Below are 21026 nucleotides of genomic sequence, written 5' to 3' on the forward strand. Positions count from 1 at the left end.
AATGCACTCATCATTTCCTAAGATTATTTTTACAGACCATGAATTAGCATTAGTAGAAGATGAAGCCGATATAGAAAGCTTTTTATATGGCTTAAGTGAAGAGCAGCAACATGAAGCGATGCTACTTTTGGCAACAGGGCACTATGTCAACTTGCAGGGAGAAAGCGTGAAAGCGTTAACTGACGTTGAACTTGCGAATAGAGTGACAGAGTATCTAGCACAAGAAGGAGTGTGCTGCTTAAGTAAGGTTACTCGGCTTACATCAGCGCAAGCCTTTGCGATGCTGGCAGATTAAGGGGCATCCACCAGCGCTTTAATGTGCGCAACGGCACTACGGCCAAGGGCTGATAAAGCATAACCCCCTTCAAGATAAGAGATAATCCCTTTGCAATCTTGCTGCTGACAAAACTCAGCTAATTGCGTGGTTAGCCATGCGTAATCGTCTTCAACAAACTTCAGGCTTGCCATGTCATCTTCAAGGTGAGCATCAAAGCCGGCGCTTATAAACAATAGTTGAGGTTTAAATTCATTGAGTTTTGGTAGCCACTGCTCAAGGTAAACAGCTTTTAAGTCATTACCATCACTGGCAATTGGCAGCGGTGAGTTAACTAACGTCGCGTTATTTTCAACGGCGGTATTTGGGTAAAACGGGTGTTGAAACAAAGAGCAAAACAACACAGTGTCATCATCTAAAAAGATATCTTGTGTGCCGTTGCCGTGGTGTACATCAAAGTCCAAAATGGCGATGCGTTTTACACCTTTGCTTTGCGCGTACTTCACGGCAATGGCTAGGTTATTAAAAACGCAAAATCCTGCAGAGGTACTGCGGTTTGCATGATGTCCAGGTGGTCTAACCGAGCAAAATGCGGCATCTAATTTATCAGCAAGGATTTCATCAACGGCGAGTAATCCAGCGCCAACGGCTCGTTCAATCGCTTTCATTGAATCTGGGCACAGCCAAGTGTCGCCATCTAATTCAGCAAGCCCTTCAGTGGGAATTGCTTGCTCTACATGGCTTACCAAAGGTTCATCATGCGCACGTAAAAAGTCGTCGCGGCTGGCTTTAGGAGCTTGTAAGTGAGTAATTGCTATATCAATACCACTTGCTAGCAAGCGGTCGGTGATCACATCTAAACGCGCGGGGCATTCGGGGTGATCCTCAATCATTTTATGTTTACGACAAAATGGATGTGAGATAACAGCCGTTCTCATAATACGCTCCTTGAATTATTTTCCCCAGTATAACAAAGCCACCTAACGGTGGCTTTGCGACTTTGGTTTACTTTTTAGCGCGTAAATCTAAATTCCTAAAGTCAAAACTAAAGTCTGTGACCGCCGTTGAGACAGCGCGCATTTTTGCACTACTCACGCGGTTATCTGGGCTCATTTGAAACTCAATGTAAGCATCTGCTTCAAGTAACTTTTCATCCCACTTCACAATAAACGTATTGCCCGTGTAATGCTCAAGCTGACCTTTCAAACGCTTTGTATGAGTAAAATCAATACGTAGCTGACCATTTAACTCCTCGATTACCACATCACCATACCAGTTATCGTGTAGCGTGCCTGTGTAATTGATGTTCGGCAATTTTGGTTGATAATCCGCAGGTGTTTCTGGTTTTGCGTTTGCGTAAGCTTCTTTTTTACCTTCAAAGTGCTTTTTAGCAAGATCTTCAACCCAGTCTTTATCTTCAAGATCTAATGCATCTTCTAATACTTCATAGGTCACTGCAGAGAGCGCACTAAATGCTTGCTGGTTACTCAGAATAACAATACCGAGGTTTTTCTCAGGTAATAAAGTCACTTGAGACACCATGCCTAAGATACCACCACCGTGGCCTAGCTTTTTAATGCCGTGGAAATCTTCAATGCTCCAGCCTAAACCATAACCCCTAAATTGTTGGTGGTAAGCTTCATAAGCACTTTTTGATGCCATTGATGTGATGTGTGGATGCCACATTTGTTGCTGCTGTTTTTCAGTGAATAATTGCTGGCCATTTGGCATTTTGCCATGAGCAAGCTGCGTGCGCAGCCATTGACTCATATCGCTCACGCTTGATGCAATCGCACCTGCGCCACGGAAATCTTCAAGGTAGTTCACAAAAAATGGATGAAGTTGGCCATCCATTGGAATATGACCCGTCGCCCAGTTTTTATTGCTACTAGGGATACGTGAAAAACCTGCGCGTGAGTTTTTCATATCAAGTGGCTGAAGAATATTCTTTTCAATGTAATCATTCCAGCTCATGCCTGAAACACGGGCTACTACCTCACCGGCTGTTACAAACATTAAGTTGTTATAGGCGTATTTACTACGAAAGCTACTCGCTGGTTTTAAGTATTTTAGCCCTGCGATAATTTCATCAACTGATTTGTCAGTATCTGGCCAAATCATTAAGTCGCCTTGCCCTAAACCCAAACCGCTACGGTGGCTTAATAAGTCGCGAATGGTCATTTCACGTGTTACATAAGGGTCATAAAGACGAAACTCTGGTAGATGATCAATTACTTTGTCATCCCAGCTAAGCTTACCTTCATCAATTAATTTAGCTAACGCTGCTGCGGTAAATGCCTTGGTGTTTGACGCGATACCGAATAAAGTGTCTTTATTTACTTTTTTACCGGTATCAAGGTGAGATACACCAAAACCTTTTGCTAGCACGACTTGGTCATTTTCAACAATCGCCACTGCCATACCTGGCACATCAAAACGTGCCATTGACGTTTCTATTACTTTTTCAATTTTTTGAGTATCAATATCGGCATAACTGTAAAACGAACAGCTCGATAACAGCGCCGCGGCAGCGGCTAATTTACGAAATGTCATAATGTCCCTTGGTGATTTTTATTGTTGTGAATAGCGAACTCTCTCGCTGCTCGGGTTTTATCTGGATCATCGCAACTTGGTCTTGCGAGTATTGCTTCACTGTAATGATTTGGTACACCTGCTTCAAGCGCTCCGCGATGAACATGCTGAAGATACCAGTCGAATGGCAATAATGACTCATCTAAGGTGTTAGCGATATAACAATGGGCAGCAAGTTGCTCGCCATCTAGTAGTTCAACAGTGATATCTACACAGTCATAACGCGGCCCTTCGATATCATCAAGAATCGACTTTTCAGCTTCGTTTAACTGATACACAACACCATATACCAAGGCATCTGCCTGATCTGTTTTGCGCACGCTACACTTTGCAGAGCCGTCGGTACTGACCATATCAAACGTCAGCTCATAGCCCTTTAGAATAGCTGTGCCTACCCGCTTTGCTTCAGGTAACCTTGCCAGCAATCTGCTCGATGACATATTTGAACCAAATGAAAAGTTATATAACGCCATACTTACCTCACACAACAACGCGAATAGCTAAAGCAATTAAGATCACGCCAATGCCTCTATCAAACCAGTATCCGCTTTTTAAGAAAAATGCTCGCACTGATGCTTTTGATAACACCAATGATAAAAATGAAAACCACAGCCAAGTCGCCATTGCCATATACACGCCATAACCAGCCTGCACTACAACAGGTGTTTCAGGGCTTATTACAAGAGTAAACAACGACATAAAAAACAGTGTTGCTTTGGGATTAAGGGCATTGGTAAAAAAGCCGCGTCGAAATGCTTTATACACAGATTCAGGCTCAGCAGGAGCAAGGGTTTGCTGTTCACTATCGCTAGGTTTTGCGCTTCGTAATGCTTGCACACCCAAGTATGCCAAATAAGCCCCCGCAAGGTATTTTAAAGCCATGAATAAGCTAGGTGACTGGGATAAAATTAATGCCACACCTAATACACAATAAGCAATATGCAGCAAAATAGCCGCACCAACCCCTGCACTGGTCCAAAGCGCATTTTTACGACCTTGTTGAATACTTTGCTTTAGTACAATTGCAAAGTCAGGGCCTGGGCTTGCTACTGCAAAAAAGTGAGCAATGGCTATCAATAAAAACTCATCTAAATACTGCACTCAATATTACCCTACTGCTTGTTCATCTAATGCTAATAACAACGGATTTGCACTGTCACTCACCAATGCTTTAATTTGCTTTTGTGCTTTTTTATATTGGCTGCGTAAATGAGGCTTTAAAAACTTCTTCGACTGATTATCCCCTTTAAAATGCGTAACCAGCGCATGCATAAATAGCGTTTGTGGCTCAGTCAACGCCGCTTGGCGATTAGCATAAGGGTTATAACCGCAGCCGCAGCCTCCTTTAAATTGATACACCGTATTACTCATCATTACCCCAAAGCCTAAATAGCATGCCAACGCATCGCTTGCTTGCGGTAAGTACTCTTTACCACCGGGAGGTAAGACACCCACATGGTGAATCAAAATGGTTGCTAAGGTACCAGCAAAACTTGCCACTAAATCTTGCGGTTGATTGATTTGGTTCGGGTTAAACGAGATATTCACCGGATGATTTGCCGGCACAATTAAACTCGCCTCGCTACCGCGTAAATTGTCTTGAAATTCAAAGTGTGGAAACACCTGAGGTGTAAGCCCAGATGGCGCAACTAAGTTAATTGGCCACGCCTGCATCCCCGCATAATCAACAACTCGGCTAAATACTTTTTCAGCCATTTCACTGACGCTCGATACCCTATCCGGAAAGAACTGCCCGTTAGGTAAAATGATTTGTGTGTGTTTTAAAAAATATTCACTATCAAAGTGTTCAACAGCCCATAAAAAGGTATCGATTAACCACTGCTGCTCTTGCTCATCAACAAGTGGGGCTGACTTAAATAACGCTAACATAAATTACTCTTGTGATTGTGCCCACTGCCATGCATCCGTATTGTAAAGAGGCACGGTTGATAAAGCATGATGATGGCTGCCGCTCGACTCTTTCGTTGAATAAGACAAATATAATAAAGTGCGTGTTGGCGCATCATAAATACGACGCACTTTTAACGACTTAAACAAAATACTTTTCGATGACTTAAACACCACTTCGCCCGATTTACTGCGGTCAATTTGTTGTAATTGTTCAGCGGTTATAGGTCCTGTTTGACGACAAGCAATAGACATATCAGATGGATCAGCAAAATCAAGATTCGCTTCAATATGGCTAATGTGGCAAGTAACACCGCTTATAAGCGGGTCTTGTTGCGATACCACTTTAATATCTTTGGTAGTGAATAGCCCCAAACTCACCGAAGCTGCGTCATCCGAGCAACCGCTCAACAAAATCAGTGGCGCAGTAAGTGCAGCTAATTTTAGTAACTTCATCCTAGTGTTCCTTATTAAAAAGCGATAGTTGTCCGTTTACAACGATTTGCTTGCTATGTTTCAATACTATCTCAAAATATCTTCAACAACGAGCACCTAAACAATGAAAAAATCGCTTGGTTTACTGTGTTTAATGTTCTTAAGTAGTACCGCTCACGCTGACTACTCTATTAGCGCTGGTTTCGGCAAAAACTTTACTAACTCGGTGCAAACCGAAGAAAACCTAAAAATTGAGCTTGAGGATGACAGCCATTTTACTGTCAGCCTAGATAGAACCATTGATAATGCTCGTTATGGCTTCTTTTATTCAGCAACCGAACTTGATATGAAAGACCAAACTGACAAGCAAGTCGAGATGCAATACCTGCTATTTCAAAGTGCTTTAGAAGTACCACTGGCTAATCGTATGATTGGTTTTATTGGCGCCCAGATTGGTGCGAATCACATCAGCACTAACTTTACTGACTCTGATACATATTTTACCTCTGGCCTTTATGCTGGCGCAGATTATTTATTTACTGAACAAGCTCGGGTTTATGTTGAAACTCGCTGGCTGGCAACTATTGTAAATAATGCAAGTAACGTATCATGCACATTGCCAACATCAGAAGACAATCAATGCCTTTGGCACTTTGATGGTGATGTGTTAAATCAATTTCAGACAAACATCGGTTTTAGTTACCGCTTTTAAGGAAGACCCCATGCCGCACATTGTTATAGAACACTCAGAAGACTTGCCAATTCTGCCACAAGTGTTAGTTGAAAAAGTTCACCAAGCCGTTTTTGACTCAGGCTTATTTGAGCTTTCGACCATAAAGACTCGTGCAATTGCTTATCAGCATTACGAATTAGGTGAAGGCAAAGATGGCTTTATTCACATCGGCGCATCAATCATGGCAGGCAGAACCATAGAGCAAAAGCAAATGCTCAGTGAGCAATTACTAAGTTGCTTAAGAACATACTGCCGCCGCTCATATAGTTTAAGTGTCAACATATACGATATGAATGCTGATATTTATCGTAAGTGCTAGCTTACTTTGGTAAATAAGCTGCGGGTAAACGCTTGATTTCTATCTCAGGCGATAGATACGCAGTGTAAACCAACCAACGTTCATTGGGTATGTAGGTCAAGCCTGATGAGCGGCTATAAGCACGCTCAGGTAAAGCAATTAAATCATGATGTTGGTTACTAGCTAAGTCGTAGTAGCTAATACGGTAATCACCTAAGCGTTCTTTATAATAATAAATACGCCCCTCATGGTAGGCGTTCTTTGCTACCAGCAACCATGCATAACTGCGCGCTAATTTAATATTATTCACCAGCATTTCTTCAACACCCGTATCATGATGTTTTATCCAAATAGCATGGCGCGAGTTGGTAAATAAAATATCGCCTACTTGTGTTTCAACACCATACTGTGCTGGTACATCAACGGCTTTACCTAGACTTTTTCCTGTTAAGTCATAACGGTATAAATAGTCACCATCAGACACTAAAATATGCTGGTTATCAGCGCTGAACTTGGGTTTCACAGCATGGCTAAATGGCAGTGTGATTTGTTGGCTTTGCTCTACTTTGAAATCATAAAAATATAACCGAGTTCTACCATTGTCATATAATGAAAACAAAATATAGCGTCCATCGGCTGACCAGGTCGGGTCACGGATCTCAGCGGTACTATGTGAAATATTAGTAAGCTGTTTTCGCGAGCTGCTATCGGGGTTTACAATCCAAAGCTGTGAGCTTCCCGATTCATTCGACACATACAGTAGTTTATTTTGCTGTTGATTATACTCAGGAAATAGCGAGCTAAAGTTGGTCGACAACATAGAAAATGGTGAGCTTGCCACTTGCTCGTCTATTTTTAAACGTGTGATCACCTTATCTAGATCCCACTGATGATAATAAATACTGCCATCGCTCGCGTAACTGGGTGAACTCATGCCAGCAATTTGTGTATTTATTAAGTTTTGAGTGTGAATATCGTAAAAGTAGCCGTAACGTTTGCCTCCTTCGACTGCACTGAATGCCAACTGTCCTTTACTTGGGTGCCAATCTACACCGTGGATATCAGTAAAGTCATGTGTTAAGCGCTTGCCTTGTCCAGTGTTTATATCGATTAGAAATAACGCTTTTTGATTAACTTTTATGTTTCGTGTTACAACTACCTGTTGTGCATCCGGAGAAAATGAAACAGATTCATATATCATTTCACACTTGCCATCACAGGGAATAAGTGTCTCAGTGGTTTGTTTTTCTTGTAACTTTAAAAGTTTAATACGTGTTACATAATCACCTGACTGGTTGATACGATCAACAATATAGGCCAAAGTTTTGCCATCATTACTGATATCGAGATCTGGGGTATAGCGGCTACTACACTCCCCTAATACAACACTCATGGCATTAACCAAAGACAGCTTTACAATTTCACACCTATCTGATTTTGTGCGGTAATAATATAGCGTGCTTGCATCTGGGCTAAAGACTGAGCGACCTTCAGTAAAAGGAGAATCAGTTAATTGCTTGGCTGAATGCTCAGGAAAATGTAAATCACGTAGATATAAGTTATTTCTTTTTCCAAGCTGCCGCCACGAATACACTAAATAATGCTGATCATCAGAAATTGAAGGATAAATCTCACGACCAGGGCTTGCCGTCACACTTTCGATGCTATTAAGTGGCAACACAAAGCTTGAATTGATTTGCTCTGAGGGCGATGAGAACAACCAATATATTCCCACTAGGCTTATTAAACAAAAAGCCACAAACAACTGCCTTATTTGTACTGCTGTGATACTAAAGCTCTCGGTTTTTACTTCATCGGCTGTAGCTATTGGTTCAGGCTTTAACAGTACCCGGTAACCCGTTTTACGTAATGTCTCTATATAAGTTTGTTCTGGGTCGAGTTCTTTAAATGTTTTTCGTAAATGCCAAATAGCATTCGTTAACGCTTTTTCCCCAACATAAAAATTACCTTCCCACACATGGTTGATAAGATCTTCACGGGTGATAGGTTCAGGGTAGCGCCCAACTAAACAGCCTAATAGCTCAATGAATTTAGGCTGCAAAAGCTGTTCACTGCCATTGCATATCAGTTTATTTTCGAGCGGGTTAACAACACATGGGCCCAGCTGATAAGCGCGATTAGATGTTTCCATTAACTCTAAATAAAACCTCATTTTAGATAAACAGCAGTGTAAGCCCCTACCAATCTAACGTAAAAGCCAAGTATTAACCAGTCTAGAATTGCAATTTAATTAACAATAAGAATTTTCCTAACACACTGTTTTTAAATGAATAGATATTCAATAGATATAAAATAGAGACATAAACGAGCAACCTAAGATTGTAGTTAAGTTCACATTTCTATAATTATTTTAACGTCAATACCGACCAACCAGAGTGTTGTTCGCTGTAAATTTTAACTGCCCTTAAAAAGAGCATCACTCTGGTTCTAAAAACTAAAAATATAACAACTAGGAACGCCTGTGAGAAATCTACTAACCAAACCTTGTGCCATTGCACTTGCCGTTGCCAGTGGTTTTAGTCAACATGCTTTTGCAGATGAGGCTGAAATAGCTCGCACTGCCAATACCACCCCAACAGCCAATGAGCAAACTGAAGAACCTGAAAAAATTGTCGTGACAGGTTCACGAATAAAGCGTGATAGTTTTTCCATTTCAACCCCCTTAGTAACGATGGATCGTGACGCTATTTCCGATACAGGATTAAGTAACTTATCAGATATTTTAGTTGATAACATGCCAGCTCTTAGCGAGAGCATCGGTAACACCACCAGCCAATCAAGCGTTTCAACTACCGGTCTATCAACAGTTGAACTACGTAACTTAGGCCCTAATCGCACCTTAACGCTGATCGATGGCCGTCGTGTAGTTTCTAATAGCTACAGCGGCAACTATGTCAGTTTAAATACTATTCCGAGCGGCATGGTTGATCGCGTTGAAATAATCAGTGGTGGCGCTTCTGCAACTTATGGTGCCGATGCTGTGGCCGGTGTTGTTAATATCATCACTCAATCAAAAAAAGAAGGGTTTGATTTTAAAGCTAAAACTGGCGAGTCAACTGAAGGAGGCAGTAAAGAGTTTAGCCTCGATTTAAACTATGGTACGTCATTCGATGATGGTCGCGGCTATGCTTATTTCAGTTCAAACTGGGACCGTGATTTCGGGATGACTTTTTACGACCGTAAACGCGCACAAATAGAAGATAGCTACGATTACGATAAAGATCGCATGTGTAATGTAATGCAAACAGCAGATGGCGATCAATGTATGCGCGACATCACGCAAGCTGATTGGGTGAGTAAAAGTGATGGTCTTCCTGGTGGTGTGTTTTTAGAAAATGGCAAAAACGACACACAGTTCTGGTACGACGGACAAACCCTGCGTGATGATTGGAAAGGTAATGAAGAAATTTATGGTATCAATTCAAATCAATATGTAATGCTTGATGTACCAAGCGATAACTTCTCTACTGCAGTTAAAATTGATTATGACCTTACTGACAATGTGATGTTTTACGCGCAAGTGCAATACAGTGACAGTGATTCGTTCAATCATAAATCACCAGAAGACGAATATGAGGGTGCCACAGCACCGCAGTTTGATCCGGCTACAGGTGAGCCTTTAGGGCTTGTAAAACCGGGTTATATTCCAATTGACAATCCGTATGTTCCACAAGAGATTCTTGATGCAAACCCATACAAAGACCGTATTTATTGGGATCGTCGCTTTCATGAGGTTGGTAACATCACTACTGACAATAGTCGAAAAACTATTCGCAGCTGGGCTGGCCTTCAAGGCACTCTATTTAATGACGAGTGGGACTGGGATTTTTCAGTCAGCTATGGTCGATTTAAACAACATCAAGTACGAAGCAATGAATTAAATACAGTTAGACTTAATCAAGCTTTACAAGCTGAAGAGTTAGCTGATGGCACCATTCAGTGTATTGATGAAGCGGCTCGCGCAGAAGGCTGTGTAGCAATTAACTTATTTGGTGAAGGCTCTATTACCGAAGAGATGGCCGCTTGGATCCGCAGCAACCCAATTATTGATACCGAGATAAAACAATATGGTGCGGTAGGCTACATTACTGGTGACCTGTTTGAGCTCCCTGCAGGGCCAGTTGCAGCTGTGTTTGGTGGTGAATACCGCAAAGATAGCCAAGACCTCAAAACCAGTGATGATATAAAAGCAGGCGGTATTACTTTTAATTATGTGCCTACTTTTTATGGTGAAGTTGATGTATATGAAGCTTTTGCTGAGCTTGCACTACCGCTTTTAAGGGATGCAACATTTGCAAAGTCACTTGATACAGACCTATCTTTACGTGTAGCTAACTACAGTATGAATAATGTCGGGACTGTTGCCAGTTATAAATTAGGCGTAATGTGGGAAATTACTAACGGCTATGCTTTTAGAGCTAACTATGCCCGTGCTCAACGTGCCCCAACTATCACAGAATTATTATCACCACCACGCGGCGACTATGACAGCTATGATGATATCTGTGATGGCCTAACAGCTACATCAACTGACGCAGGGCATGATAACTGCCGCAAAGAGCCAACACTTGCAGCCCTAATTGCAGAAGATCCTAACTTTGAATTTGATGATGATAACAACCGTTATTCACCGGGTGTGGGTAATAAAGAGCTCAAAGAAGAAACCGCTGATACCTATACTTTCGGTGTGAGTATTGCCCCTCAGTTTATCCCTGATTTTAATCTTGCGATTGATTTTTATGACATATCTGTCTCAGATGCTATCTCTGAATTAAGTAATGATAATATTCAACGAGAGTGTTATGACTCAGGTACACAATGGGGTGAAAATAATTCTTTTTGTAATGATATTACCCGTAATGATGAAGGTAATATCATTGAAATAGTACAACGTAAATACAACCTCGATGAGCTAACTGCACGTGGTTATGATGTTTCAGCTCAGTATGAATATGATTTACAAAGTTTAGGTCAGTTGGCATTTAAACTTGACTACAATCATGTCATCGAGAACTCGCAAACATACCAAAGCCCTGATGGCGGTAAAGTGACTACACATTATGCGGGCTATGGCGAAAGTAAAGATAAAGCTTCAATGTCTTTAACTTGGCGAAAAGATGAGTTACGGATCCGTTGGCGTACTAAATACTTAGGCTCATTTAAAGCAAGTCAAAGTAGAGAAGAAGAATACTTAGGCTACTTAGCAGATAATGATGAGCGCTGCGCAGAAGGAAGCGATGAATGCGTTACGAACCCTGAAAAACTAGCTTTTCAAGATTACGGCTCATACCTAAGACATGATTTGTCAGTTTCTTATAAATTAGAACTGTCTAACAAAAGTGATTTACGTTTATTTGGTGGTGTGAATAACCTTTTTGATAATAAAGGGGACTTTTACCCATCAGGCCGCGGTAATTATTATTCAAAATACGGTGGTGGCAAGGGGCGCTATGCATACATAGGTGTATCATACAGCTTCTAGCCTCAGCGCTCGAAAATAAGAAGCACGCCTCAGTGGCGTGCTTCTTTATCAATGCCAGCTTTGCATCTCAACTAATCGAGACTCGGTCCTCGCATATTCAAATGCCAGTTTTTGTCCTTGATATAAATCGCTAATGCCCACCTCGGCCGAAATCACCAATAATCGGCTGCGATCATAAAACTCATCAACCAAAGCAATAAAGCGCCGCGCTTCATCATCTAAAAAGTGTTCTTGTAAATCTTGCTTTTCTCGCTGGTAGCTATCTTCAACACCATGCACAATTTGTTTGCCTGTGGCTCCGCGCCCCATTACTGGCACATTGAGTAAATACACCCGCTGAAAACGCTCTGCCAAATAAATATAATCCGCGGTGCACCTAGGTCCTGAGCAAAGCGTCATAAAATCAAACATAATGGCGTCTTGAGCGAGCAAGATACAGCTAAGCTCGCGGTGGCAAACCTCTATCGTTGTTTGCCTTTGTATTACTTGCTCTTGCTTTAAAAAGCGCTCTGTTAGCGCCTCTTTGTTATTAATAAAATAATGTGCAGTTTGTTTGCCAAAGCGAAAGCGATGATCTGTATCGCCTTCAACACTTAAAACATGGCAATGCTCATTTAATAAATCGATAGTGGGTAAAAATCGTGCTCGCTGTAAACCGTTGCGATATAACTGCTCCGGTTGACAGTTTGACGTTGCCACTAACACTACTTGTTGCTCAAACAGGGCTTTGAATAAGCCACCCAAGATCATGGCATCGCCAATATCAGACACAAAAAACTCATCAAAACAAATCAAGCGAATGTGCTCTGCCCACTCTTTAGCAATCACAGTCAGCGGATTTTTCTGCCCTTGCAGCTGAATTAAGCGCTCATGCACTTGCTTCATAAAATGATGAAAGTGCAAACGCTGCTTAGCGTCAATATTAACAAGCCGAAAAAACACGTCCATTAACATGGATTTACCACGCCCTACTGGACCATACAAATAAACCCCTTTTATTGGCTTAGCGCTTTGCCACCAATGGCTTGGTGCAGCCAGTTCTATGGCTAGATTATCAAGAGCATTTATCGCTGTGCGCTGGGCACGGTCTTCTTGCAAATCACCTTTGGCTATTTGCGCTTGGTAATGCTGTAATATTTGTCCTTGCTGTACTGTCATAGGTAACTAGTATCCGCTATACTCGCCGCCATTGTAGCCGACTAAAAATGTGATCCCAATGAAATTTCCATGCCGTTTAGATAAATTTATTAGCCATATTGCCGAGATACCTCGCAGCAAAACCAAAGCAGGTATCAAACGTAAATACGCCACTGTTAATGGCGAGGTGATCACCTCATTTGATTATTCAATCAACCAAGATGACGACGTGCGCTGGCAAGGCGAGCCGCTGGTGTTTTTAGGCAAACGCTACTTTATGCTCCATAAACCAGCGGGCTATGTGTGTGCCAACAAAGATGACCTTCACCCAACTGTATTCGACTTACTTGATGAACCAAACATGAGCGACTTTCATGTTGCCGGCCGTTTAGATATCGACACCACAGGGTTAGTGATCATCACCAATGACGGCGACTGGTCACACAAAATTACTGCACCAAAGCATAACAAATTCAAAACCTATTTAGTTGAAACTCAAGAACCTATTGATGAAGAAGCCATTGCAGCTTTAGAGCAAGGGGTGCAATTACACAACGAAAAAGAACTAACCCGCCCTGCTATTGTTGAAAAGCTTGCAAGCTACAGCTTACGCCTTTCAATTTGCGAAGGTAAATACCATCAAGTTAAGCGAATGCTTGCAGCTGTAGGTAATAAAGTTGTTGAATTACATCGTGAAAAAATAGCAGACATCACCCTTGATGAAAACCTTGCAAGCGGTGAATATCGTGCCCTGACAGAAGCCGAACTGAAGTTCTAAATAGGTACTTGAGTAAAAATCATGATAACGCTGTCATTTTTCCTTAATAAAACCAGACAAACGTGGTAGAAGTTAACAGGGGAAATAATAAAGGAGGCTGACTGTGTTATCAGGATTAGCTTTAAAAACAAAAATCACCTTATTTGCTATCGCTATGTTTATTGCGTTATCGGCGATAGCATTACTTGGCTTACAATCTTTACGCCATGCCAGCGAAAGCGACAACATCGCGCGTATCAACCAGCTCATGAAGAGCACCACCAATATTGTTGAGCAATTTGAGTTGATGGTTAAAAGCAATCAACTCGAAGAAGCACAAGCAAAGAAACTCGCTATTCAGGTACTTCGAGAAAATAAATACCACGACTCAGAATATGTGTATGTCGTCGACAACAACTTAGATTTTGTTGCTACTCCGCACGACCCAGAACTACAAGGTACCAGCTTTAACGATTTTAAAGATGCCAGCGGCAACAGTATCGGCCGTATGGTCGAAAAGCTGGTAGGCAACACTACCAATAAAATCATCACCTATCACTGGGATTCAGTGCGAGATGGTGAAACCGTTGATTTAACCTCTGTAGTACAAAAAACACCGCTGTTTGGCTGGTATGTTGGTACTGGTATTAGCGCCAAAGAAGTTGATGAACGTTATTGGAATACTGCAAAGTGGTTGCTGGGCTTATCTATGCTTATTGCCATTGCACTGACCTTTGCCATTGCTCGCTTTGGCTCATCACTCACCAATGCCTTAGGCGGCGAAATTGATGAAGTAATTGGTATTGTTAAGAATGTCTCTCGTGGCAACTTAAACTCACATATTCGCCAAGATACCCCACCTGAAAGCATTATTGCAGCCATGCATTATATGCAGCAAGGGTTACGCGGCGTTGTTGGTGGCATTAAAGGCGTTACAGATAGCTTAAAAAATCAAAGTGTCGATAACGAATATCGCTCTGTTGAGCTCGACAAACTCACTCGTAGCCTAAACGAAGAAACTCAAATGGTAGCTTCAGCTATTACCGAGTTAACAGCATCAGCACAAACTGTTGTAGAACATGCTGAGCAAGCCGCTTACTCAGTGCAAGAAGCTGAGCAACAAGGTCAAAGTGCCAGCCACTTAACCAGCGAGGCTGCTGATACCATCGCGCTTTTAGAGCAGCAAATTGACAGCGCTGGTAATAATATTCAAGTGCTTGATGATGAAGTAAATAACATCGCAAATGTGCTGAGTGTTATTCAAGGTATTGCCGAGCAAACTAACTTACTTGCGCTTAATGCGGCAATAGAAGCTGCCCGTGCAGGTGAGCAAGGACGAGGTTTTGCTGTGGTTGCTGATGAAGTTCGTGGGCTTGCCCAACGCACACAGACCAGCACTGAAGAAATCCGCAATATGATTGGCAAACTACAAGCTGCAACCCAAGATGCCAAGTCATCTGTTTCGCTCAGTATGAGTACCAGTGAACAAACCGTAGAAAAATCGACTAAAGCCAATGAAGAACTAAAACGGGTTGCCAGCTCACTCAGCGCAATCGCGCAAATGAGCCATCAGATAGCTATTGCTGCAAAAGAGCAGCTTGATGCTGGTGAAGACACCGCCAAGCGCATCGTAACTATCTCAGACACGGCTTCACAAACGGCTAATGTATCTAATCAGGCTCATACAGCAACCGATTTGATCAAAGGCCTTACTAGCGATTTAGAAACTGAAACCGCTAAGTTTAGCTAATTCAAACAAGTAAAAACGAAAAAGCCCAGCAACTGCTGGGCTTTTTCGTTTTAAGTTCGTATTAAGACTTTATTTGTACCAAATCAAAATCGGCCATCCCCGGCACCATTTGTTGTAATCGTGACTCGGTGACATCTAATGAGTTCAAACACTCACAGTATTCTGAGGCTTTCATCTCTAATTGCTCTGCTTTCTTTTGTAGTGATTTATCAATTTCTTTTGAGATGATGTCCATACGCTGCCCCATATCATTGATACGGTCTTCGATGTTACCTTCGCGCGATTTAAAGGCATCGCCAAGCGAAACTAAAATAGCGCCAAGTGAGCCATGCACTGCAGAGTGAATTTTTTGGCTGATTTCTTTGGTAAAAAAGTCATCGATTTTCGACAGCGACTGCGGAGCAATAAAGAAAAAGTCATCGCCACGCTTAAATTTATCCATTAGTGCACGCTCAACATATTGCAGTTGAGTTTTTAGCACTTCAGGCTCTTTGTCTGACATGCCCTCAACAACTTGCTCGATAGCACTTAAGCCAAGGTTTACACCATCGGTCGCCAGGTCAACAAGCTCAGGAACGGTTTGCCTGATACCACGACTGAATTGCTCCACAACTTGGCTTTCTTCTGGGCTTAAATCAACCCAATAACCACGTATAAACAATTGGTTATCGTTGTTGATTTGTACGCGAGTTTGACCTTTATCAACAATACGAATGACATCATCAGTGATGATCAAGCCATGGCTTAGCTCTACATCGCATTGTTTTTTTTCTAGGGTTGCGTAACTGGAAAAGCTAGAGAATGTAATGGCCGCTGCTAACAACGAGCGAGAAAAGAACGCCATATACACCTCAAGAAGACAAAAAAGGAAGGCCGCTAGATTAGCAAATATCCAATTTTATGCAAGTAAAACGCCTAGCTATGCTAGGCGTCTTAAAAGAAAGGTGAGTTAAATTGGTGAGCCCGGTGGCATTGGCAACACTTTAAAGTTTGCAGGCCATTCACCGTTTTCTAAAAAGTGACTGATTTGCTCGCTTAAATATTGCTTAAATGCACTGTTACCAACGGATGCACTGCCTAGCATTGATTCTTGCTGGTAACTCTTTGCAAGTTTAGCTAAGTAATAACGAAGCTGTGCTTGTACTTCGGGTGCTACCTCATTGCTTGCAACTAGGTCAGCGAATTGTTTTGCTGTTAAAAATTGCACACGTTGACTAATTTTACCTGCCATCCCAGAAGCAATTTTTTGCTCGAAAACTTGCTGATAAGTTTGTGCTAATAGCGCATCTAAACCATAAAATGCATCGCTTCGTGCTTGCTGCTGTGCTAAACGGTTAATGCGTTGGCTATTAAAAAGTAGGCTCAAGCTATGTGCTGCAGCAACCTCAGGCAGCGCCATCGCATCGAGCGTTAGTCCTGTGCGACCAACAATGCTCTCCCGTGATTTTGATTCACCATACGCTTTTGGTGGAATAAGCGCTAATACCGACTCAGGCAAAACAAGGTTCTCAGCTTTTAATGTCGCAAGTACGGCATCCACTGCCGCTTGCTGTGTTTGCTTTGCCACAACCTGTGCCCCTTTTGGTTGTGAACCATCACGAACTTCGTACTCGTAATTTACACCGGCAATTAATTTAACCGCCGCTTCAACTTGATAGCGGTGGAACAAATAAAGTGGCACCAGCATTTCTTCTAGTTGTGATAAAGCAGTGCCCGTTTTGATGTTTTCGATACCAAAGCTCGTCAGCGCTTGTTTACGAACATCTAGTACCCGCATAAGCTCATCACTCGGTGAACTGCCGTTATCCCATAAATGCCCAGTTGGGTGAGCGCCCCCTTGAGAGCGGGCATCACTGTCTGAGATAAACTCCAACCCTTTACTTTTGTTCTCAGCTAAAATTGCAGCCAATTGCTGTGCTTCATCTTGATTGGTGAAGTCGCTATAACCGTATTTGACCACTTGGGTATCCCATACGCCCATGCCAGCAACATAGCCTCGGCTTACATCTAATTTACCTTGCTCATCAAAGCTCAGTAGTGGGTGTGGATAATCCATTACAGAGGCTCTGTCTGCCACTGACGCTGCAAAGTTATGCGAAATACCTAAAGTATGCCCGACTTCATGGGCACTTAATTGACGAATACGATCAAGTGCCATGGCTTGTAAGCGCTTAGCCACTTCATTGCCTTCAAAATAGGGAGCTGCTAATGCTTCTGCAATTAAAATATCTTGACGAACACGCAGTGAACCCAGTGTCACATGGCCTTTGATAATTTCGCCTGTTCGAGGGTCTATCACTGAGCTGCCATATGACCAACCACGCGTTGCACGATGCACCCATTGAATTACGTTGTAGCGTATATCCATAGGGTCGGCATCATCAGGGAGCACTTTGACAATAAATGCGTTCTTATAACCTGCTGCATTAAAGGCATCATTCCACCATTTAGCACCATCAAGTAACGCTGTTTTAACTGGCTCTGGTACACCCGGATCTAAGTAATAAACAATCGGCTCAACGGGCTCGCTGATTGGCAGGCTCGGATCTTTTTTTGCTAAACGATGACGCGGGATGTAACGCACATACATAGACTCACCCAGCGCTGCCGCATAATCTTTGTGCTCAATGCTCCAAAAACCTGCTTGAGGGTGGAACTTGCGCGGGGTGTAGTTATCATCAGGTAATTCAATTAATGAGTGATGCATATGTACTGTCAGCGCATAAGGGTCTGCGCTCACTTGGCGTACATACTTTCCTGGGTTATTACCTTGAAAAGTAAGCACGGCTTCTAATTCTGTATTTTTTTCAAACGCTTTTGAACGTGCTAAATATACCGCACTGCGGTTACTATCTAGACTAAAACTTCCCTGCCCGGTTGCCGATAAACGACGGCTTACACCATGAACATCGCTTAATAAATAAGGGGTGTAATCCACAAGTACCGCAGTATCTGACTGAGCTACAACACTAAAACCCGCTAAAATACTCGATGCGAACGCCTCTTTAATACTTTGTTGTTCCGCAAGGTTATTAGTATTAGCGCGGTAATATGTATTGATGGCTCTTAGCATTACCTTATCGCCAAAACGCTCAAACTGTACTAAATGTGTGTCACCTAACTGACCGCGATCTAAGCCAATATCATTTGAACCAACACCGTAAGGTAGGCTTTGTTGTAGTAAAAATTGTTGCTCGAGTTTATCCACTTCAAGATACAATTTGCCGTTTTCTGTGTCGTAGTAAAATGAAAAATAGCCTGAAAAATGAGTCATTTTTTCAGTAAAATCATTTATAGACTTAATTGCTGCGTGTGCTTGAGTTATCATAGTAAGTAGCACAGCTAAGAGCAGATATCGTAGTAATGGTATTTTTTGCATAATCTTATCTTTGTTATTCGCGTTTTAAATACTGTATAGGTATTAAGCAGTATAAAGTACCGTTTATAAAAATCAGCTATTTAAGACGAAATTCAGCGCTTGCTAAGACATTCTCTCTCACACTAAAAATGTCTGGCTACAACGTTATCAGGAAAATAGAATGCGTAGACTCCCACCGGTATTGTTAGAAGATGGTTGCCCTCGTGAACTGATCTCATTGATCAGAACGGTACTTGCGGCATGTAAAGAAATTTCATTTCGTGTTGGTCAAGGCGCCCTATCTGGCGTATTAGGCTCAACCCTAGACGAAAACATTCAGGGTGAAACTCAGAAAAAACTCGATGTTCTAACTAACCAACTTTTAAAAGATATTTTATTAGAATCGGGCTACGTAAAAGCCATTGCCTCTGAAGAAGAAGACTTCACCGTTGCGGGTAATCCAGATGCCAACTACATTGTTGCATTCGACCCACTTGATGGCTCATCAAATACTGATATCAACTCACTCGTTGGTACGATTTTCTCAATTATGGTGGCGCCTGAAGGGGCTGATCCGGCTGATCCTAGTATTTTTATGCAACCGGGTAAAAACCAAGTTGCAGCGGGTTATGTATTATATGGCCCATCAACCGTGCTGGCGTTAACAACCGGCAAGGGCACACGCTTTTTCACCTTAGATAAAACGCACGGTACCTTCTTATTAACACAAGATTTTGCAAGCGTACCTGAAGAGACCAGCGAATTTGCTATCAATGCTTCAAACCAACGCCATTGGCAACCGGCGATGCAAAATTACATCAATGACTTAATTGCTGGTGACACAGGCCCACGTGGTCGTAACTTCAACATGCGCTGGATTGCTGCAATGGTGGGTGATGTGCACCGTGTATTATGTCGTGGTGGTATTTTTACTTACCCAACTGACACGAAAGATCCAAATAAACCTAACAAATTACGTTTATTATACGAAGCAAATCCAATGGCAATGTTAATCGAACAAGCTGGCGGCATAGCTTCTACAGGCACTGAGCGCATCATGGACATTCAACCTGACGCTATTCACCAACGTGTGGCGGTGATCTTAGGTTCGAAGAACGAAGTAGAAACCTGTTTAAGCTACCATAAATAACAAGCAGTAAATGCCTCAAACTGGAAGGCTTCAACTTTAGAAGCTTCCAGTTTTTAATAAACGAGAGATTCTCAACAAGTTACTTACCTTACAGGCACAAAAAAACCGCAACGAGTGCGGTTTCTTAAATTCTTTTGGCGTTTAAATTAAAGGCCTGCGCGGTCTTTAATAACAGCGATTAGTGGTGAACCACCGTGGCCGTTCGACTCAGCCCAAGCAATATCAGCACCATCTTCTAAAGAGCTTTTTGATAAGTTCTTAACAATATACTCACCAGTATCTGCCGCGCCGCTTTCGATTGCATGACGAAGCATGTTATTGCCATTGCATTTCACAGCATCAAAAATGTTACGAATTTTCACACGTGAGCTTTTAAGCTTACTACGCAAACGGTTTTTATCATCAGCTGCGATATATTCACAGATAGAAACCGCTAATTGATCATCAGCTTTTGCTGGTGCTGTATACGCAACTGACGCTGATACAACAGCCGCTGCAAGTAACATATTTGGTAACTTCATCATATTTTGCCCTTATGTAATACTTTCTTCTTACCAAGATTGTGTAATATTGTACCAACTAATTAATTTTACCGCAATAATGTTACGAATTTTTGTACAGGGTTACAAAAGTATACGAGTGAGGGTTTTTGTTATCAGGCTGATGCTGCTCTTGCTCGGAAACCGTCCAATTAGCAACACTTTCGTAATCTGGGAATTGCGTATCACCTTCCACTTCAAGGTCGATAAAAGTTAAGTATAGACGATCTGCTTGAGACAGGAATTGTTCGTATATATTTCCGCCACCAATAATCATAACTTCTTCAACATCAGCAACCAATTTCAGCGCAGCTTCTGGAGAAGTAACCACCTCAATACCCTCTGCTGTGTAATCAACATTACGCGTGATAATAATATTTTGACGACCTGGTAAAGGGCGGCCTATTGATTCAAACGTTTTGCGGCCCATGATCACAGGCTTTGCCATGGTTACTTTTTTAAAGTGTTGCAGATCGGCGGGTAAATGCCATGGCATTTGGTTGTCTTGGCCAATTACTCGGTTATTTGCCATCGCAGCAATCATTGAAATTTTCACACTAAACCTTAATACTTTTTTCTTATTAATAAAAAA

The 21026-nt window shown here is 42.0% G+C and carries 19 protein-coding genes; 7 read left to right on the plus strand and 12 right to left on the minus strand.

The window, feature by feature from the left end:
* The first annotated feature begins 1 nt into the window (after position 1).
* Positions 2-295 carry a hypothetical protein gene (locus ISP07_RS07280; RefSeq protein WP_209327214.1) on the plus strand — a complete coding sequence of 98 codons (294 nt, stop codon included), beginning with the start codon at positions 2-4 and terminating at the stop codon, positions 293-295.
* On the opposite strand, the gene ISP07_RS07285 is transcribed toward ISP07_RS07280, so the two are convergent.
* From ISP07_RS07285 to ISP07_RS07310, 6 genes are all read right to left on the minus strand, one after another.
* A complete protein-coding gene (locus ISP07_RS07285; protein WP_209327215.1) occupies positions 292-1212 on the minus strand; it encodes a histone deacetylase family protein in 921 nt (306 codons plus the stop codon). The two genes, ISP07_RS07280 and ISP07_RS07285, sit on opposite strands and share 4 nt — an antisense overlap.
* Before the next feature lie 67 nt (positions 1213-1279).
* On the minus strand, positions 1280-2827 hold the full coding sequence (locus ISP07_RS07290) for a serine hydrolase (RefSeq protein ID WP_209327216.1): 1548 nt from the start codon (positions 2825-2827) through the stop codon (positions 1280-1282).
* Positions 2824-3339 carry a gamma-glutamylcyclotransferase family protein gene (locus ISP07_RS07295; protein ID WP_209327217.1) on the minus strand — a complete coding sequence of 172 codons (516 nt, stop codon included), beginning with the start codon at positions 3337-3339 and terminating at the stop codon, positions 2824-2826. The genes ISP07_RS07290 and ISP07_RS07295 overlap by 4 nt, the downstream gene beginning before the upstream one ends.
* Positions 3340-3346: 7 nt before the next feature.
* Complete coding sequence (locus ISP07_RS07300) at positions 3347-3967, minus strand: LysE family translocator (protein ID WP_209327218.1); 621 nt, start codon at positions 3965-3967, stop codon at positions 3347-3349.
* Between the two features lie 6 nt (positions 3968-3973).
* On the minus strand, positions 3974-4756 hold the full coding sequence (locus ISP07_RS07305) for a hypothetical protein (protein ID WP_054551028.1): 783 nt from the start codon (positions 4754-4756) through the stop codon (positions 3974-3976).
* Positions 4757-4759: 3 nt separating this feature from the next.
* Positions 4760-5230, minus strand: a complete 471-nt coding sequence (locus ISP07_RS07310) for a CreA family protein (RefSeq protein WP_054551027.1) — start codon at positions 5228-5230, stop codon at positions 4760-4762.
* 103 nt (positions 5231-5333) lie between these two features.
* Between ISP07_RS07310 and ISP07_RS07315 the strand changes: the two genes are divergently transcribed.
* Positions 5334-5921, plus strand: coding sequence for an outer membrane beta-barrel protein (locus tag ISP07_RS07315; protein WP_209327219.1), 588 nt, complete (start codon positions 5334-5336; stop codon positions 5919-5921).
* 10 nt (positions 5922-5931) lie between these two features.
* Positions 5932-6261 carry a 5-carboxymethyl-2-hydroxymuconate Delta-isomerase gene (locus ISP07_RS07320; protein ID WP_209327220.1) on the plus strand — a complete coding sequence of 110 codons (330 nt, stop codon included), beginning with the start codon at positions 5932-5934 and terminating at the stop codon, positions 6259-6261.
* 1 nt (position 6262) lies between these two features.
* Here the strand turns inward: ISP07_RS07320 and ISP07_RS07325 are convergent, their stop codons facing one another.
* Positions 6263-8392, minus strand: a complete 2130-nt coding sequence (locus tag ISP07_RS07325) for a winged helix-turn-helix domain-containing protein (protein ID WP_209327221.1) — start codon at positions 8390-8392, stop codon at positions 6263-6265.
* A 330-nt stretch (positions 8393-8722) separates the two neighbouring features.
* Here ISP07_RS07325 and ISP07_RS07330 point away from each other — a divergent pair, with 330 nt between their 5' ends.
* On the plus strand, positions 8723-11743 hold the full coding sequence (locus tag ISP07_RS07330) for a TonB-dependent receptor domain-containing protein (protein ID WP_209327222.1): 3021 nt from the start codon (positions 8723-8725) through the stop codon (positions 11741-11743).
* Positions 11744-11791: 48 nt separating this feature from the next.
* Here ISP07_RS07330 and zapE read toward each other — a convergent pair whose 3' ends face one another.
* Positions 11792-12901, minus strand: a complete 1110-nt coding sequence (zapE, locus tag ISP07_RS07335; RefSeq protein ID WP_209327223.1) for a cell division protein ZapE — start codon at positions 12899-12901, stop codon at positions 11792-11794.
* 58 nt (positions 12902-12959) lie between these two features.
* On the opposite strand from zapE, the gene rsuA reads away from it, so the two are divergent.
* Together rsuA and ISP07_RS07345 are read left to right on the plus strand one after the other, a co-directional pair.
* Entirely contained in the window at positions 12960-13658 is a 699-nt protein-coding gene (gene rsuA / locus ISP07_RS07340) for a 16S rRNA pseudouridine(516) synthase RsuA (RefSeq protein ID WP_209327224.1), read from the plus strand.
* A 154-nt stretch (positions 13659-13812) separates the two neighbouring features.
* A complete protein-coding gene (locus ISP07_RS07345; RefSeq protein ID WP_209327260.1) occupies positions 13813-15387 on the plus strand; it encodes a methyl-accepting chemotaxis protein in 1575 nt (524 codons plus the stop codon).
* Positions 15388-15448: 61 nt separating this feature from the next.
* Here the strand turns inward: ISP07_RS07345 and ISP07_RS07350 are convergent, their stop codons facing one another.
* Positions 15449-16231 carry a YggN family protein gene (locus ISP07_RS07350; protein WP_166340496.1) on the minus strand — a complete coding sequence of 261 codons (783 nt, stop codon included), beginning with the start codon at positions 16229-16231 and terminating at the stop codon, positions 15449-15451.
* Positions 16232-16336: 105 nt separating this feature from the next.
* On the minus strand, positions 16337-18766 hold the full coding sequence (locus tag ISP07_RS07355; RefSeq protein ID WP_209327225.1) for a zinc-dependent metalloprotease: 2430 nt from the start codon (positions 18764-18766) through the stop codon (positions 16337-16339).
* A gap of 160 nt (positions 18767-18926) precedes the next feature.
* Between ISP07_RS07355 and ISP07_RS07360 the strand changes: the two genes are divergently transcribed.
* Complete coding sequence (locus tag ISP07_RS07360) at positions 18927-19895, plus strand: class 1 fructose-bisphosphatase (RefSeq protein WP_209327226.1); 969 nt, start codon at positions 18927-18929, stop codon at positions 19893-19895.
* 146 nt (positions 19896-20041) lie between these two features.
* Here ISP07_RS07360 and ISP07_RS07365 read toward each other — a convergent pair whose 3' ends face one another.
* Together ISP07_RS07365 and folA are read right to left on the minus strand one after the other, a co-directional pair.
* On the minus strand, positions 20042-20419 hold the full coding sequence (locus ISP07_RS07365; protein WP_054551017.1) for a DUF3718 domain-containing protein: 378 nt from the start codon (positions 20417-20419) through the stop codon (positions 20042-20044).
* Positions 20420-20498: 79 nt separating this feature from the next.
* The gene (gene folA, locus ISP07_RS07370; protein WP_228290546.1) at positions 20499-20978 is read right to left on the minus strand and encodes a type 3 dihydrofolate reductase; all 480 of its coding nucleotides are present in this window, start codon (positions 20976-20978) and stop codon (positions 20499-20501) included.
* Positions 20979-21026 lie beyond the last annotated feature (48 nt).

Origin of the sequence: Pseudoalteromonas sp. PA2MD11, from assembly GCF_017808125.1 — a bacterium.
GTDB lineage: Bacteria > Pseudomonadota > Gammaproteobacteria > Enterobacterales > Alteromonadaceae > Pseudoalteromonas > Pseudoalteromonas simplex.